This is a genomic window from Cytophagaceae bacterium ABcell3, from assembly GCA_030913385.1.
In the GTDB taxonomy this organism is placed as follows: Bacteria; Bacteroidota; Bacteroidia; order Cytophagales; family Cytophagaceae; genus ABcell3.
In genome coordinates, this window is the sequence record CP133159.1 from 2,427,091 (window position 1) to 2,443,890 (window position 16,800).

Annotated in this window: 16 protein-coding genes and 2 tRNA genes; 8 read left to right on the forward strand and 10 right to left on the reverse strand. The window is 38.3% G+C overall.

The genetic code is table 11. The features are described 5' to 3' along the window. The first annotated feature begins 161 nt into the window (after nt 1-161). Nucleotides 162-1,976 carry a translational GTPase TypA gene (typA, locus tag RCC89_09675; GenBank protein ID WMJ73429.1) on the forward strand — a complete coding sequence of 605 codons (1,815 nt, stop codon included), beginning with the start codon at nt 162-164 and terminating at the stop codon, nt 1,974-1,976. Nucleotides 1,977-2,214: 238 nt separating this feature from the next. Here typA and RCC89_09680 read toward each other — a convergent pair whose 3' ends face one another. Next, nucleotides 2,215-2,868 (reverse strand): hypothetical protein, encoded by a 654-nt coding sequence (locus tag RCC89_09680; protein WMJ73430.1) that lies wholly within the window; start codon nt 2,866-2,868, stop codon nt 2,215-2,217. A 96-nt stretch (nt 2,869-2,964) separates the two neighbouring features. Here RCC89_09680 and RCC89_09685 point away from each other — a divergent pair, with 96 nt between their 5' ends. From RCC89_09685 to RCC89_09700, 4 genes are all read left to right on the forward strand, one after another. Further along, complete coding sequence (locus RCC89_09685; protein ID WMJ73431.1) at nt 2,965-3,780, forward strand: alpha/beta hydrolase; 816 nt, start codon at nt 2,965-2,967, stop codon at nt 3,778-3,780. Beyond that, nucleotides 3,770-4,582 (forward strand): SDR family oxidoreductase, encoded by an 813-nt coding sequence (locus RCC89_09690; GenBank protein ID WMJ73432.1) that lies wholly within the window; start codon nt 3,770-3,772, stop codon nt 4,580-4,582. The genes RCC89_09685 and RCC89_09690 overlap by 11 nt, the downstream gene beginning before the upstream one ends. Nucleotides 4,583-4,753: 171 nt before the next feature. Beyond that, nucleotides 4,754-4,826: transfer RNA gene (locus tag RCC89_09695), tRNA-Lys, on the forward strand. Between the two features lie 130 nt (nt 4,827-4,956). Next, nucleotides 4,957-5,029, forward strand: a tRNA-Lys gene (locus tag RCC89_09700). 276 nt (nt 5,030-5,305) lie between these two features. Here the strand turns inward: RCC89_09700 and RCC89_09705 are convergent. The 7 genes from RCC89_09705 to hemN form a co-directional block, all read right to left on the reverse strand. Next, complete coding sequence (locus RCC89_09705) at nt 5,306-6,007, reverse strand: hypothetical protein (GenBank protein WMJ73433.1); 702 nt, start codon at nt 6,005-6,007, stop codon at nt 5,306-5,308. An 81-nt stretch (nt 6,008-6,088) separates the two neighbouring features. Further along, a complete protein-coding gene (gene moaCB, locus RCC89_09710) occupies nt 6,089-6,985 on the reverse strand; it encodes a bifunctional molybdenum cofactor biosynthesis protein MoaC/MoaB (GenBank protein ID WMJ73434.1) in 897 nt (298 codons plus the stop codon). A 3-nt stretch (nt 6,986-6,988) separates the two neighbouring features. After that, a complete protein-coding gene (locus RCC89_09715; protein ID WMJ73435.1) occupies nt 6,989-7,420 on the reverse strand; it encodes a molybdenum cofactor biosynthesis protein MoaE in 432 nt (143 codons plus the stop codon). Nucleotides 7,421-7,453: 33 nt separating this feature from the next. Continuing rightward, nucleotides 7,454-7,687: a MoaD/ThiS family protein gene (locus RCC89_09720; GenBank protein ID WMJ73436.1), complete on the reverse strand. Its 234-nt coding sequence runs from the start codon at nt 7,685-7,687 to the stop codon at nt 7,454-7,456. Next, nucleotides 7,684-8,250, reverse strand: coding sequence for a molybdenum cofactor guanylyltransferase (locus tag RCC89_09725; protein WMJ73437.1), 567 nt, complete (start codon nt 8,248-8,250; stop codon nt 7,684-7,686). The genes RCC89_09720 and RCC89_09725 overlap by 4 nt, the downstream gene beginning before the upstream one ends. Before the next feature lie 2 nt (nt 8,251-8,252). Beyond that, on the reverse strand, nt 8,253-9,449 hold the full coding sequence (locus RCC89_09730) for a molybdopterin molybdotransferase MoeA (protein WMJ73438.1): 1,197 nt from the start codon (nt 9,447-9,449) through the stop codon (nt 8,253-8,255). 266 nt (nt 9,450-9,715) lie between these two features. After that, entirely contained in the window at nt 9,716-11,068 is a 1,353-nt protein-coding gene (gene hemN, locus RCC89_09735) for an oxygen-independent coproporphyrinogen III oxidase (GenBank protein WMJ73439.1), read from the reverse strand. Nucleotides 11,069-11,297: 229 nt separating this feature from the next. Between hemN and RCC89_09740 the strand changes: the two genes are divergently transcribed. After that, nucleotides 11,298-12,359, forward strand: a complete 1,062-nt coding sequence (locus RCC89_09740) for a ferredoxin--NADP reductase (protein WMJ73440.1) — start codon at nt 11,298-11,300, stop codon at nt 12,357-12,359. A 16-nt stretch (nt 12,360-12,375) separates the two neighbouring features. Next, entirely contained in the window at nt 12,376-14,100 is a 1,725-nt protein-coding gene (locus RCC89_09745; GenBank protein ID WMJ73441.1) for a M3 family oligoendopeptidase, read from the forward strand. A gap of 75 nt (nt 14,101-14,175) precedes the next feature. Here RCC89_09745 and RCC89_09750 read toward each other — a convergent pair whose 3' ends face one another. Further along, nucleotides 14,176-14,682, reverse strand: coding sequence for a hypothetical protein (locus RCC89_09750; protein ID WMJ73442.1), 507 nt, complete (start codon nt 14,680-14,682; stop codon nt 14,176-14,178). Between the two features lie 83 nt (nt 14,683-14,765). Next, complete coding sequence (locus tag RCC89_09755) at nt 14,766-15,386, reverse strand: hypothetical protein (GenBank protein ID WMJ73443.1); 621 nt, start codon at nt 15,384-15,386, stop codon at nt 14,766-14,768. Nucleotides 15,387-15,704: 318 nt separating this feature from the next. Between RCC89_09755 and RCC89_09760 the strand changes: the two genes are divergently transcribed. Continuing rightward, nucleotides 15,705-16,784 (forward strand): PorV/PorQ family protein, encoded by a 1,080-nt coding sequence (locus tag RCC89_09760; protein ID WMJ73444.1) that lies wholly within the window; start codon nt 15,705-15,707, stop codon nt 16,782-16,784. The last annotated feature ends 16 nt before the right edge of the window (nt 16,785-16,800 follow it).

Sequence of the window (16,800 nt, forward strand, 5' to 3'; positions counted from 1 at the left end):
TAAAAAGAAAATTGAGGTAAAAGAGTTTAGGATTTATTTTATAATTTAAAGGATAATGAACTCAAATTTTAAAAAATACATTAAATTTAATATTGATCCGGTTATAAATAGAAAGGAAATACATATTTTTGTATCTTGATATTTTCAGTAATTAATTTAAAATGCAGAACATTAGAAATGTTGCCATTATCGCACACGTTGACCATGGCAAAACCACACTCGTAGATAAAATCATTCATGCCTCTAAGCTGTTCCGCGAGAATCAGGAGTTTAATGACCTTATACTAGACAACAATGACCTCGAAAGAGAAAGAGGGATTACCATTGTATCTAAAAACGTATCTGTAAGATACAAAGATGTTAAAATCAATATTATTGATACCCCTGGTCACTCCGACTTTGGTGGTGAAGTAGAAAGGGTTCTGAAACTAGCAGACGGTGTTCTTTTGCTTGTCGATGCTTTTGAAGGACCAATGCCTCAGACACGCTTTGTTCTTGGAAAAGCTTTAGGTCTGGGACTTAAGCCTATTGTAGTAGTAAATAAAGTTGATAAAGAAAATTGCCGCCCTGACGAAGTGCACGAATCAGTATTTGATTTGATGTTCAACTTAGGAGCCACAGAAGACCAACTTGATTTCGTAACCTTGTATGGTTCTTCTAAAAATGGCTGGATGGCACATGACTGGAAAACGCCTACTAACGATATTATTCCTTTATTGGATTCTATTGTAGAAAATATACCTGCTGCACCTTCTCCAGAAGGTATTCCTCAGCTTCAGATCACTTCTTTGGATTATTCTTCTTTCGTTGGCCGTATTGCCATCGGTAGGGTTTACCAAGGAACATTAAAAGAAGGTGCCAACATGGCGCTTACCAAAGCTGACGGAAGTATTAAAAAAGTAAGGATTAAAGAACTTCAGGTATTTGAAGGTCTTGGTAAAGTAAAAGTGCCTGAAGTACATGCTGGTGATATATGTGCTGTAGTGGGTATAGAAGGTTTTGAAATAGGTGATACGCTTACAGATCCGGAAAACCCTCAAGAGCTTCCAAGGATTGCCATAGATGAGCCTACAATGAGTATGTTGTTTACCATCAACAACTCACCTTTCTTTGGTAAAGAGGGTAAGTTTGTAACCTCAAGACATATCAGGGACAGGCTGTATAAAGAAACAGAAAAGAACTTGGCGCTAAGAATAAAAGATACAGATTCTGAAGATAAGTTCTTGGTTTACGGAAGGGGTATCCTTCACTTGTCTGTTCTTATAGAGACTATGCGTCGTGAGGGGTATGAACTTCAGGTTGGACAGCCTCAGGTGCTTTATAAGGAAATTGATGGGCAAAAGCATGAACCTGTAGAGCTTTTGGTAGTAGATGTGCCGGAAGAGTCTTCAGGAAAGGTTATTGAACTTGTTACTCAAAGAAAAGGAGAACTTGTTATTATGGAACCTAAAGGAGATATGCAGCATCTTGAGTTCAATATTCCATCAAGGGGAATTATCGGATTGAGGAATAATGTTTTGACTGCTACCGCTGGTGAAGCGGTTATGACACATAGGTTTAAGTCTTATGAGCCTTTTAAAGGTGCTATTCCTGAAAGAAATAACGGTTCTTTGATTTCTATGGAAACTGGTACTTCCACAGCTTACGCCATTGACAAACTACAGGATAGGGGTACATTCTTTGTAGATCCCGGTGAGGAAATATATATGGGACAAGTTATCGGAGAGCACTCTAGGAGCAACGACCTTGTAGTGAATGTCATGAAAGGTAAAAAACTTACCAACATGCGTGCTTCGGGTTCTGATGATAACGTAAAAATTGCTCCTAAAATCCAGTTCTCTCTTGAAGAAGCGATGGAGTATATTCAGAAGGATGAGTATCTTGAAGTGACTCCTAAAAGTATTAGGATGAGAAAGATATATCTGGATGAAACAGAACGTAATAGAAACAAGCAAAGAGAAGCGACTGTTTCTTAATATTATCTAACATTTAATTAGAGCCTTGCTACTATATAGTGGCAAGGCTTTTTTTATATATCTATTATTGATTGCTTGTTTGAACCTGAATTCTGCATTAGATTTCGTTATGAGGGGCAAAAGAACAAAAAATCAGCGTATTTGGTTTGCAAAGCAAGTTAAAAAACAAATGCGAACGAAGCGTCTGATTTGAAGTTGTTTTGCCACGAAATAAAAGTTACTATTGCATATTTCTATTTTAAAAAGCTACCCCTATATTAAAGCCTAGCATAAGTTTAATTCCTCTTATCTGTTCTGAGTCTACTACATTATCATAAAGGGTGCCGGTTCTTTCTACTGCTTCAATTAAATTGTTTCGCCCGCCTATAGCTGTAAAGAAGTCTATGACAAGGAATTTTGCAAATGGTTTTTGCCAACCGCCCATAAAAACAGCATTTCTATAATGCATTCTGATAGCTGTTTGGGGGTTAGACCTTTCGGTGAACTCGGCATAGCTGTAAGAAAAATGAGGTCCAATATAAAAACCGTCCATTACTTCGTCAGATAGGAAATATTTAAATGTTGCTTGCAGTCTAAATCCGTTCGTTTCGGTATTTACATGCTGCCCTGTTTCCGCAAGTATAAACTCATCGAGCGACAATAGATTGGATGGCCCTAGATATGAGAGTCCCATTTGGGCAGAAAGCTGCTTTCCAACAGCTTTTTCAATAGATAAACGGTATTCGCTTGTGAAAATGATCGGCCCCTGTATCATTGCTAGGGGAGATGTTTTTATAGCATTATGCTTAGGGCGTTTAAAATTAGAAAAGTCATTTTGTCTAAAGTTGTCTTGGGCTATGCTAGAATAACCCATAAAGACAAAAAACATCATTAACCCTAATATCCGGTTCATTCTTTTAGCGTGGCTTATTTTTTTCTTGAAATTTGTTTAAGTTAATCAAAAATATTGGATGATTAATAATAATTTTAAAAAATTGTTCAATGTTGTATGATGGATACATCGAGTTATTTTATGTTTTCAGGAGCGGTCTTGCACTATTCTGTCCGAGGGAGAGGAGGTAAGGCGATGCTTTCGTTTCACGGCTATGGTCAGAGCAATGAGTGTTTTAAAAAGTTGGATGAGGAACTGTCTGAAAACTATACTATATACAGTTTTGACTTGTTTTATCACGGACAAAGCTTTTGGCATAAGAAAGATGAACCAATGTCAAAACACTTTCTGCGAGAGATGATATTATCTTTTTTGAATGAAAAAAATATTGGTCGGTTCTCTGTGTTAGGCTTTAGTATGGGAGGGAAGTTTGCCTTAGGGGTGTTGGAGGCTTTCTCTGAAAGGGTAGAGGAGGTGATCTTAATAGCTCCTGACGGCGTTAGGCGCAACCCATGGTATGTATTGGCAACAAGTTATAGATTGCCTAGGAAGCTGCTAAGAAGGATTGTTTTAAGGCCTGGGCTTTATTTGGGAATGGCAAAGTTTTTTAGTGGAGCTGGTTTTTTGAATAATAGGGTGACTAAATTTTCCAATTCGCAAATGGCTACCGTTAAACAACGGAGGAGGGTCTATTTCTCTTGGGTGGTTTTTAGGTTGCTATGTTATGATGTTCGTGCGCTTGCTAGTTTGATAAACAAGCACGAAATAAAAGTGACTTTTTTTTTAGGTAAATATGATAAAATTATCACCATTAGCCATTTAAAAAGATTTTTGAAGTATATTAAAAGTTCTGAAGTTTATGTTTTACAAGCCGGCCACAGTAACCTGATCAATGCCGTGGCTGATTTTTACAGAAAAAGGAATGAAAAATAAAGTTGTTATCATTACTGGAGGGTCTTCTGGTATAGGAAAAGCATGTGCTGAAAAGTTTGGGTCGGAAGGTGCTAAGGTTGTTGTTACCGGTAGGAACCCTGAAAAGCTCCAAGAGACAGAACAGTGGCTTAAAAACAAAGGAATTGATGTGTTAGCGATAATCGCAGATGTAAGCCTTCAGGAAGATTGCAAACGGATGGTTGCTCATACCGTTGATCGTTTCGGAACCATTGATATACTTATTAATAATGCCGGTATTACTATGCGTGCTTTGTTTGAAGATGCTGATGTCGAGGTGATCAAAAAAGTTATGGATATCAACTTTTACGGGACTGTATATGCTACTAAATACGCCTTGCCCTATATTTTAAAACAAAAAGGGTCTATTGTGGCAGTTTCCTCTATTGCAGGTTTGCGTGGATTGCCTGCTCGAATAGGATATTCTTCTTCAAAATTTGCCATGCAAGGCTTTATGGAGTCTTTGCGTGCTGAGTTATTGTACAAGGGCGTTCATGTACTTGTGGCTTGTCCTGGGTTTACTACTTCCAATATACGTACTTCTGCGCTAGGGGAGGATGGCTCTGTACAAGGAGAATCTCCAAGAGATGAAGGTAAAATGATGACTGCCGAAGAAGTAGCCAATCATATGTATAAAGCTGTAGTAAAAAGAAAAAGGGATATTGTATTGACCACCCAAGGTAAACTGACTGTGTTCATGAATAAATGGTTTCCTGGATTTATGGATAAAGTCGTATTTAAAGTTTTGGCTAAAGAAAAGGACTCTCCTTTGCAGAAGGCCTAATTTTTTTCAAAAAAAGTATAGGTTACTATCTTTCTGAAAATATGTTAATTGCGAAATATGGCCTGTGTGAATTGAAAAATTATTGAAGAAATTTGCCTTCAGGTTTTGGATTTAAAGGAATACCTCCTACTTTTGCACTCGCAATTACGAAACAGAACGACATAAAATATCGATTCCGTAGCTCAGCTGGTAGAGCAATACACTTTTAATGTATGGGTCCTGGGTTCGAATCCCAGCGGGATCACAAAATAAAAAAGCTTGTATTAAAACGTGATACAAGGATAAAATGATAAAGAATACTTTTTTGAGTTGTTGTAGATTTTAAGAAAAATATTTTTAACTTTGCACCCTCAAAAAGATAGACATAAAATATCGATTCCGTAGCTCAGCTGGTAGAGCAATACACTTTTAATGTATGGGTCCTGGGTTCGAATCCCAGCGGGATCACTTAAGCCTCTCAAAAATTTGGGAGGCTTTTTTTATTTCCTATTCCTACATCCTGAGGAAGGTAAAGTGTTTTAAGTTTAAAATATTGTTGGTGAAAACCCCAACAAAATGGCGTGAAAACACCAACAAAAGGGCAGAAAGTATTGGGTTAAGTTTAATTGGAGAAAAACAAAAAGGTGGGGAAGCCCCACCTTTTTGTTCTGCTTTATATTTATTGCAAATATATTCCAAAAAGACAATGAAGCTCTTTCGAATATATATTATGTTATGTTTTAATTACGTATGTGTACGTCCTGGTCCCGGTTCGTTATGGGCAATTTCATAATCTGGTTTGCCCGCTTTTCCGCCAAATGCAGAAACAACTGCACCTAGGATCAAGGATATACCCATAAATATACCTGCTCTGGAAGCAGCTTGGGTAATCTCCTGTCCGTATGCCCTAATTTCTTGCTGCATTTCTTCATCTTCCGGCACTTCTTCACCTTCTGCTTCTATGGTAGCTCTCACTTCCTCCTCAAGCTGCTCGATGTCTTCAGGAGTAAAAGCTAAGCCTGCTCCGGCCACTTCCATGGTCTGGCCTATAATACCACCAACGCCACTTATAATGGTGCCGACTGTGGTGGTAAGCAGGAAAAAGCTGAATAGTGAATATACGCCCCAAGTAGTTACGCCATGAAGCATACTTTCAAAAGATTTTGGGATAGAGGCCAGTCTACCCGCAACATATGCACCTATAAAGATTGAAATCAAATTGGTCAATACCCAGTATATTAAAGAACCTATACCCAATCCCTCAGTAGTTGCGCCAGGATCCATTGGGTCCAATGTGCCAATCCCTATACCAAATCCAAGTACACTAAAGGTCAGTTGTAGTACAACTGCGATCAATGCACCTGCAAATACGGCTCCCCATGAGATCTTATTTCCTCTCTTGAAGCCCGACCACGTATTGTGTACATTTATGTTCTCTCTCTCCATCTTTCTATTCCTTTTCTTTCTTGTCTTCTAAAGGAACATGGAACATAGAAAAATGTTTAGCAGTCTACTAGTCAGTATGTTTTACTGTTTTTGGAGGTTGTTTAAAATATGCAATACGCCCGGGAAAAGGGCATTTATGGTTTCTTCAGCTCCTTTGGTTGAGCCTGGAATGGCCATGACTAATGTCTTGCCCATAAGTCCTGCAACTCCTCTTGAAAACATTGCTGCTGGGGTTCTTTGTTGGCCATAGCTTCTGGCTGCCTCCATGATGCCTGGAATCTCTGTCTCAAGCAAAGGTTTTAATACTTCTGGGGTATTGTCTTTTTTTGTTAAACCGGTGCCACCGCAAATGATTATCAAATTGGCTGACTGGCTTGCTGAGACGATCTTTTCTTTTAATAGTTCTTGATTGTCGGGAATGATAGTGTAACCTGAAATTTCCAGATTATAAGATGCTAGCTTAGACTTGACAATACTGCCTGCCCTATCTTCTTTTTTGCCACTGGCAATGCTGTCTGAGCATACAATTACTTCAGCTGTTGTTCCTGGTTTTGCTGCTTTATGGTCGCTTTTTCCACCTTTTTTCTCTAAGAGTTTTATATTGGCAATTTCAATGCCTTTGTCAATGGGCTTTAGCATGTCATACATGGTTAGGGCTACTACCGATGCACCATGCATGGCTTCCACTTCTACGCCAGTTTTATAAATGGTTTTTACCTCAATATATATGAATATGTCAAGCCCTTTAATTTCATATGAAATATGTGTGTATTCTATAGGTAGAGGATGGCAGTCGGGGATGGTGTCTGATGTGCGTTTTACAGCAAACAAACCTGCTGCTCTAGCTATTTCAAACACATTGCCTTTTGGAACCAAACCATTTTTTATAGCGTCTATAGTTTCTTGTTTACTAGTTTTTACAATGGCTTGTGCTATAGCATGTCTTAAGGTGGTGGACTTTTCTGTTATATCTACCATGTTTCAAAAAATATTTTTTTTCCAGGTATAAGTATTGTTGTCAAAAATTTCTTTTCCCCAAACAGGAAGCTCTTTTTTTATTCTTTCTACTATATGCGCACAAGCTTTGAATACATTGGGCCTGTGCCCTGCTGTGACAAGTACAAAAAGGCTGGCTTCCCCTGTTTTGACCAAACCGAGGCTATGATAAATTTGAACGGTATTGAGCTCAAAGCTTTTTATAGACTCTTCAATGATTTTCTGGGCAGCTTTTTCTGCCATTTCTTCATATGCTGTATACTCTATGCCTTGAACTTCTTGCCCGTCTATTTCGTCATTGCGTATCTGACCAAGAAACATGGTAAATGCACCAGATCTGTAATCTGAAGCATGCTTTTGAATTACTTCTGAAACGAATAGCGGTTTTATGGGGCCTTGTATAAATAGTTTTTCCATTTTTCGTTGGCTTGAAAATTAGTGTCAAAAATTTTATCCTCCAGAAAATGGTGGGAGTAATGCAACTTCATCTCCGTCGTTTAAAGGAACATTGTCGGTGATGGCCTCTTGGTTACGTGCTATTACAAAATTTAAGCCGTTAATTTTAGGAAACTTATTTAACAGGTAGTTTTTTAAGGTGTTCGTGTCTGAGATATTTTCGGCGGTTAACTCTTTTTGGCCTGTTATATCTGTTACCGATCCAAAGAATAATATTTTTATGCTCATAGTTCAGATGTTAATTTTTTGTAATCTTCCGGCGTGTTAATGTTTAGGTATTGATCCGCCCCTTTTAAACTACAGGTAATGACATTGCAGTTTAACTTGGCAGGGAGTTGTTGGAGCTTTAAAAAGTCTTCATTGATCAAGTCCTGTAGTTTAGATAGACTACTTTTATTATAACAAGCATACAATGGTTGTAGTAGTTCACCTGTCTTGGGTATGGCAGCATCAAAATGTTGAATGTTTTCTAATAACATTTGCATAAACGATGCAGAAACCATGGGCATATCACAAGCAACTACTATGTTTAGTGGGTTGGAAGACTGTTGTAACGCACTATATATTCCTCCCAAGGGGCCTTTTTCTTCCATTACATCCGTGACTACCTGATACCCCAAATGGTCGTACTTGTGTGAGTTGGCATTGACAATTATTTCTGATGTTACCTTCTCAAGTTCATTGGCTATATGGTTGACAAAGGTATCGCCATTGAAAGTGAGCAAGCCTTTAGGGTATTCTTTCATCCGGCTGCTTTTCCCCCCGGCCAATATGATTCCTGTAGCTTTCATAGTTAATGGTTGAGTAAGTTGACTTTTACAGGTTCTCCTGTTTTAACTTCTCCTGTTTCCGAAGGAAGATATACAAAAGCATTGGCTTCTGAAAATGTGTGAAGCATGGATGATGCTTGTCCTTGAGATATTTCTACTTCACTTCCATTTGCCTTGGCTTTAAGAAACATGGCGAGACCTGGTTTTTTGGCAAAGCTGTTTTTTAAGGTCATGTTTTGTTCAGGAAGAAAATATGAAGAGTGTCCCTGGTGCTTTTTTAAATAAGGGTAAACGTACTGGTAGTAACAGGTCAAGGCAGCGGCAGGGTTTCCTGGAAGCCCAAAGACTGCTTTGGATGCTTTTTTGCCAAAATATAAGGGCTTTCCTGGTTTTTGGGCTATTTTATAAAATATACTGTTTACGCCTAGTTCTTCTAATGCTCTTTTAACAAAGTCATATTTTCCAGCCGAAATCCCACCAGTGACCAACAATAGGTCGCTTTCTTTAAAAATATGATCTATGGTTTCCTTAACAGAATTGAAATCATCTTTGACAAAATGGATGCTGACATCTTTAAGCCCTAAAGTATAGTGTAAAACAGATTTTAGCATCCCTGAATTAGACTCATAAACTTGGGCTTTGTCTAAAGCGCTTCCTGGTTTTTGGAGTTCATCTCCTGTTACCAAGATGCCGATCTTGGCAGGTTTTATTACTTTAATTTTTTCGATGCCCATACTGTTCAGGTAGCCTACGCTGGCAGGAGTGAGCAGCGTACCTTTTTTCAAAGCCAGCGCCCCTTTTTGTACTTGCTCGCCCTGTGGCCGAATGTTGGCCATGGGTTTCAAAAAATCAGCTTTGTCCGATGTTATCGTGTCGTTATTGGCATTCACATTTTCCTGAATGACAAGACAGTTTACATCGTCAGGAACTCTTGCCCCTGTAAATATTCGGACAGCACTTTGTGCGTCTACAGGCCTTTCTACATAATCTCCTGCGCGTACCTCTGCAATTACCTTGTGATTAATGCTTTGGGTTTCTTTTGTTAATGCTATTCCATAACCGTCCATGGCAGCTTGCCTGAATGGGGGAAGGTCTGTAGGGGAGAATATATCTTCTGCTAATATTTTCCCTGCTGCTAGCTCACAATGTACTTCTTCCGAATTTTCTGAAATAGAGGTGTTTTCTATAATTAATTTTTTGGCTTCTTCTACTGAAATCATATCATGAAACTTTAATAAACATCAGTTGCAAAATGGGTTTCTTAAACAGCTTGATGGTAAATGGTTGCCATTTGACCATTGAATATCGTGCGCTGTTTTTTTTAAAATTAATGCTAAATGTTTATTTATTCCTAATTCTTGTTTAAGTATTTTTACTTAATAAGAATTAGGTTTTATGTTAATTGATTAATGGGACGGTTTCTTTTTTACCTTATAAACTCTCTAAAAAAACTTGCTCTATATTGTATCCCGTATACTTCTCTGTACTAAATAGACTTGCTGAAAATAGGGGTTTCTGGTATTTTTCTCCATAGCCTTGCGTCAAAACACATGCAGATGTTTCGTATAAATGGCTTTCCTTCTTTTTTTATTTTAAGGCTTCCTTCTTTGAGGACGACCAAGTTGTCTTCTATAAAAGGTTCTAGCTTCTCTAATCCTTCTTTAAATGATTCTGATTCAGAACTGGCATCCCAGCTTGTCTCCATTCTGCACATTAGGTCAAGAATATGCTGTCTTATGAATAGGTCTTCTTCAGTTAGCTCATGTCCTTTTAGAACCGGCAACCTACCTTCATTGACCACTTTTTCATACTCTTCCACCTCTTTCACATTTTGCATAAAGCAGTCGGTGCTATCGCTTATTGAAGATGCGCCTAAACCAATGAGCAGTCCCGTGTTCTGTACTGTGTAGCCCATGAAGTTTCTGTGCATTTTCCCTTCTTTCATCGCAATATACAAATCGTCCTGCGGTAGCGAGAAGTGGTCCATGCCAGTTTCTGTATACCCATGTGCTACAAGCATTTCTTTTCCTTTTTCATACAGTTCCCGCTTCTCGTCTGCTGAAGGAAGATCTTCTTCGCTATACCTTCTTTGGGCCTTGCTTTTCCAAGGTACATGAGCGTAACTGTAAAAAGCGATTCTCTCAGGTTTTAGTACACTGGTTTTGCTGATTGTTCCTTTTACACTTTCCAGCTTTTGAAAAGGGAGTCCATAAATGATGTCCGCATTCAATGAGGTGAAACCTGCTTTTCGAGCTTCGTCAAATACTATTTTTGTTTGTTCAAATGTTTGTACCCTGTTAATAGCTATTTGGACTTTCGGGTCAAAATCTTGAATGCCGGCACTTAAGCGTTTGAAACCTAATGCGGCTAATACATGTAGATGTTCCTTTGTTGTATAGTTGGGGTGTACCTCTATACTAAAATCTGGATCTTCTGGTATAATGGCCTTACTAAATATGCTTTCTAAAAGATATTTTAAGTTTTGAGGAGTGAAAAAAGTAGGGGTTCCGCCACCAAGGTGCAATTCTTTGATAATTGGTTTGCCGCCAAATATTTCCAGATATATATTCCATTCCTTGAGAAGGGTGTTAAGATAAGGAGTTTCTACCTTATGGTTTTTTGTAATACGTTTGTTGCAGCCACAGTATGTGCAGAGTTGCTCGCAAAATGGTAGATGCAAGTATAAGCTTATTTCTGGTGATTTTTGAAAAGCCTGTCCTACATGTTTTGCCCATATGTGTTGGTCAAAACCATCACTTTCCCAGTAAGGAACGGTAGGGTAGCTTGTGTATCTTGGTGCAGGTATATCGTATTTGGAAATAAGATCGGCTCTGTTCATTGTAACTGTTTTTTTCGAGTTGTCGATAATGCAAATGTAGAAAATGGTAATAGGGGAAAGAATGACTCACATCATATTGGCGACCATGATTTATCACTTGTACCCCTTGTTGCCGTTCTAAATCGGTACATTCAGGTAATCTGATTGAATTATTTGAAAAACCATTTTCTTTTTTGCCTGTTTTTAATCAGAATCATTTTTATTTGTATAAATTTTTCATTTAGGATTCATGAGTAACTTATATTTTAATTTAAAAGTACACAAAGTAGTTCAGGAAACAGACGAGGCTGTTACTTTGGTTTTTGAAACAAATCAGGAGCCCTTATCCTATAAGTCAGGGCAATTTTTGACTTTAATAGTAGATATAGAAGGAAAAAAAGTGCGGCGCTCTTATTCTTTATGTTCTGCCGACGGTATAGACGAGTACCCTGCTGTTACAGTAAAAAGGGTGTCAGGCGGTTTGGTGTCAAACTATTTGGCTGATAATATCAAGCAAGGAGATGTAATAGAAGTGATGCAGCCAATGGGTACTTTTTGTCCTGAACTTGACTACCATAAAAAACGTGACGTGGTATTATTAGGAGCCGGAAGTGGTATAACACCTCTAATGTCCATTGCAAAATCTGTATTGGCCAAAGAACCTTTATCCTCTGTTTATTTACTTTATGGAAATAGAAATGAAGACTCTATTATTTTTAAGGACAAGCTAGATGAAATGGTCAAGGAGCATGAAGGGCGGTTTAAGGTAGTCCATGTTTTAAGCCAACCTAAAGACACTTCTTATAAACCAGCGGGAAGGTTAAATAGGAGTTTAATTATAAAGCTGTTGGAGTCTTATGAAGGCCTGGATATGAAACGTGCCGATTATTTCATTTGTGGCCCTGAAGGTATGATGGAAGAGGCACAGCAGGCATTAACGCTTCTAGAGGTTGCTAAAGATAAAGTCCATCAAGAGAGTTTTGTCTCCTCAGATGCTAAAGAGCCTGCTGGTGAGGTTGTAGAGCTAGAACAGGGGAGTGCCCAAGATGTGACCATTTTTTATCAAGGAACAGAATATAAAATTACAGTTCCTCCTGAAAAATCTATTTTGGAAGTTGCACTAGAGGAAGACATAGATTTGCCTTATAGCTGTCAAAGTGGTTTATGTACTGCATGTCTTGGAAAATGTATTAGTGGTAAGGTTAATTTGCAAGACTCTGATGCGCTTTCTGATAAAGAGCTGGAGCAAGGGTATGTCCTAACATGTGTAGGCCATCCGGTGACCCGCAATGTAGTAATCGAGATTGACTAAAGAAAAAATACATAGAATGTCTGAAGCATTAACGCTAAAGAAGCGAAAAAGAAGATTTTTAGAAGAAGCCTTTAAGGTAGAAAACTGGGAGCAGGTTCGGCCTTATTATGAAGAGCTTGTAAGTAGGCCTATTAATAATGTTGAGGAACTGAGGGAGTGGTTTAGGGACAGAAGTGAGCTGGAATCTGTGCTTTCAGAAGAATTGGGGTGGAGGTATATAAAAATGACTTGTGATACGGCAAGTAAAGAATATACGGACAGCTTCAATTACTTTGTAAACGAAATTCAACCTCAGGTAGCACCATTTTCAAATAGGTTGGACAAAAAAGCACTGGAAAGCCCTTACTTGAAATCGCTTGATGATCCTGAATATGATATTGTGAAAAAGCTGCTTGAGAAGGATGAGCGAATTTTTAGGGAAGAAAATATTCCTTTAGAAACCCAAATTCATACAGAAGAGCAAAAGTTTGGTAGTATCTCAGGCGACATGACAGTGGAAATGGAGGGAAAGGAACTGACGCTCCAACAGGCCGGTGATTACCTGGACTTGTACGATAGGTACTTGAGGGAAGAAGCGTATAGAAAAATAGCAGAACGCCGGTTGAAGGACAAAGATCAGTTGGACGGTCTTTTTGATAAATTGCTAAACCTTAGAAACAAAGTCGCCCTTAATGCTGATTTTTCTAATTTTAGGGACTATATGCACACAGCTTTGGGACGGTTTTCTTATGGTGTGGAAGATTGTTTTAAGTTTCATTCTGCAGTTGAGGAAGAAGTCGTGCCATTGCTTAATGATTTGGCAGTTGAAAGGAAGAATAAACTTGCTCTGGACAATTTGCGTCCGTGGGACTTGAATGTGAACTACCTTGGGAAAACACCTTTAAAGCCTTTCAAAACAGGAGAGGAGCTGTTGGAAAAAACATTGGTATGTTTTGATCGGGTAGATTCTTATTTAGGTAATTGTTTAAGGACAATGAAAGAAATGGGGCACCTTGATTTAGTTTCTAGAAAAGGTAAGGCGCCGGGTGGTTATAATTATCCTTTGGATGAAACCGGTGTGCCATTTATTTTTATGAATGCTACCTCTTCTCTTCAGGATTTGGTTACTATGGTGCATGAAGGCGGACATGCTTATCACTCTTTTCTGACCAGAGATTTGGAGTTAAGTATTTTTAAGAACCCTCCTTCAGAGGTTGCCGAGCTAGCCTCTATGGCTATGGAGTTGATTTCTATGGAGCACTGGGATGTGTTTTTTGATAATGAAAAAGACTTGGTTAGGGCTAAAAGAGAGCAATTGGAGGGGATTATCAATACATTGCCTTGGGTGGCCACGGTAGATAAGTTTCAACATTGGATTTATGAAAACCCTAATCATTCTCGCCAAGAGCGGGTGAAAGCCTGGAACGACATTTTTTCCAGTTTTAGCAGTTCTGTCACAGACTGGACTGGTCTTGAGCAGTATAAAGACTATGTTTGGCATAAGCAGTTGCATATCTATGAAGTACCTTTTTACTATATAGAATATGCCATTGCGCAGTTAGGTGCGGTTGGCGTTTGGAAAAACTATAAGGCTGACCCTCGTAAAGGATTTTCCAGCTATACTGAGGCTTTAAAGTTGGGGTACACCAGACCGGTAAATGAGGTTTATGAAGCAGCAGGGGTACGCTTTGATTTTTCTCGTGAGAATATTAAAGCGTTGATGTCTTTTGTAAAAGCTGAGTTGGATAAGTTGGCAGTATAGATAACAAGCTATTGACAGGATGTTGTCCTGTTAGATCTTGCTAAACAACAAAGGGCCTCACTTAAGGCCCTTTGTTTATGGTTCTAACCTAAACAGTTTTCTTTTCTTAAGCCTGTTGTACGGATCACCGGAACGTTCTAGCCTCTTTTGGTTATCGTCAATTAGTTTGTTGTACTTGTATGCCCATTCATCATACCTGGCGCGGTACAGTACCACATCTTTGTCTTCGTCCATTATCTCTTTTTGGAGCTCTGAGATTTCTTCATCGTCTTCCAATTCCTCTGTTTCTTCAATTAATTCAAAAGACTTCTTTATCACTTTATCTGTTGCCAAATCGTAACTGTCTATCTGCTCATCTGTTAAAGATTCAGGCTGATACCTCATTTGCAACAAGTCATCAAAGTCCTTTTGCAGTTCGGAAGTTTTTGGTTCTTCGACACCTCTCACATTAGAAATTTCACCAATAAGCCTGTCTATATCAGCAAGTTTTCGGTCATCGGCGGCCATCATTACATGCCATGCCTGATCCATACTGTCTACCACAGTGTCTACCTCTTTTTTGACTTTAGCTTTTTTGCTCATGCCGCCAAAGAGACCTCTTTGACCACATGATGTGGCAATTAAACAAATACAAATTATAAAAATATTTATCGTTAAAAGCTTTCTCATTGTTGAATCTGAAATAAAGGTTTCTTATTTAAAGAACCATTGATTGAGTCTATTGTTTTTAAGGTTTCTTTGTTCTCCTCAATAAACTGGTTGTATATTAGTGCATAGTCGTCGTAGTCTTTCCTATATTTCCAAAGTGTCATATCAGCTTCAGTAATATCTTCTATGAGTTCAGGTACGATAGAATGTTTGGAAAGTTCGGGTGTGTTTTGGGTCAAATCAAAAGTAGCTCTGATTAAGCTGTCTGTAGCTGCATCATAAGCATCTATGCTTTCATCGGCCATGTTTTCTTGGACGTATCTTTTACTTATCAGGTTTTCAGCCATTTTGCTGATACTGTCTAGGGCTATTTGGTTGTACCTTTTGCAGTAACTTACTTCTTGTAAAAGCCTTTTTATGTCTGCTATTTTTTGGTCATCAGAACGCATCATTTCGGCCCAATAGAAATCTACACTGTCACATATTTGTTGGTATTCTGCGACTATTGCTTCTGGACTTGATGGGATTGCCTTTTCATGGGTTTCTTTCTTTTCTTGCTTCTCCGATGTCTTTTTCTCGCAAAAGGTGAACAAACAGGTAGAGGCTATCGCAATAATTGCAATAAAAAATCTTTTCATAGTATTCTTAAATTTATGCAGAAACAATTATAAAAATAATTTACGTTCCTTTAAAACAACGATTTAATTATCTTTATATTTCTTTACCTGTGACAGGTATTGTTTCTGTTTGGTAAGTTGTTTACTGATAGTTTGTTATGGGTTTGTTGGTGGAGCTGTTTTATTCTGCTTATGGCATGGTTTACTTTATATGTCAATTTGTAAATCAGTTTATAGCAAGTTTAGTATTTTATTTTTTTAAATTTGTTAATGATCAGGGCAATCTTCGGGCAATTAAAAACTCACAGATACGTTTCTGTTTCGTTGATATTATATGTTATGGATAAAAAATACGCAGTTTTTTTATTTTTTCTCTTACTAACTAATCTTCCTTTTTTAAGCCATGCCCAGTTTACCGCACCCAAATATAGTAATGAGTTTTTAAATATAGGGGTAGGCGCCAGGGCGTTGGGTATGTCTGGTGCACAAACTGCGATTGCCAATGATGTGACTGCTGGGTATTGGAATCCCGCTGGGTTGCTGCATATGGAATCTAAGTATGAAGTGTCATTGATGCATGCGGAATATTTCGCAGGTATTGCAAAATATGACTACGCTGCTTTTGCTACCAGAATAGACTCCAACAGTGTTTTAGCTATTACCGGTATTCGTTTTGGCGTTGATGATATTCCTGATACACGGTTTTTATATGATAATAACGGGGCGATAAACTATAACAATATCCGGTTTTTCTCAGCCGCAGACTATGGTTTTTTACTTTCTTATGCCAGACAAACGCCTTCTATACCGGGCCTGAGGATGGGCGCCAATGTTAAGGTGATCCATCGTGTGGTAGGCCAATTTGCTAATGCATGGGGTTTCGGATTAGATGCGGGTATTCAATATGACCATAAAAAATGGCGTTTCGGAGCTGTGGCCAGAGATGTTACAAGTACATTCAATGCTTGGAACCATAACACAGCCCTCGTGAAAGATATTTACTTGCAAACAGGTAATGATATCCCTGTTAATTCCATAGAAGTTACTTTACCAAGGCTGATAATAGGAGTAGGACGGGAGTTTTCTCTTTTTGAAGATAGAATAGGCATTTTAGCGTCTGTAGATCTTGTTAGCACTTTCGATGGGATGCGAAACACGTTGCTTAAGACAAACTTGGTTTCTGTTGACCCTTACGCCGGGCTTGAGATTGATTATAAGAAAATTGTCTATATTAGAGGTGGTGTAGGTAATATTCAAGAAGTAAAAGATTGGGATGATAAAACTTATACCAGTATCCAGCCAAATTTTGGTATAGGTGTGAAAATCTATAAGTTTTCTATTGACTATGCTTTGACAAATATTGGTGACATGTCAGAGGTGTTGTACTCGAACGTTTTTTCTCTCAAACTTGCCATTTAGTGTAGCTAATGAAGCA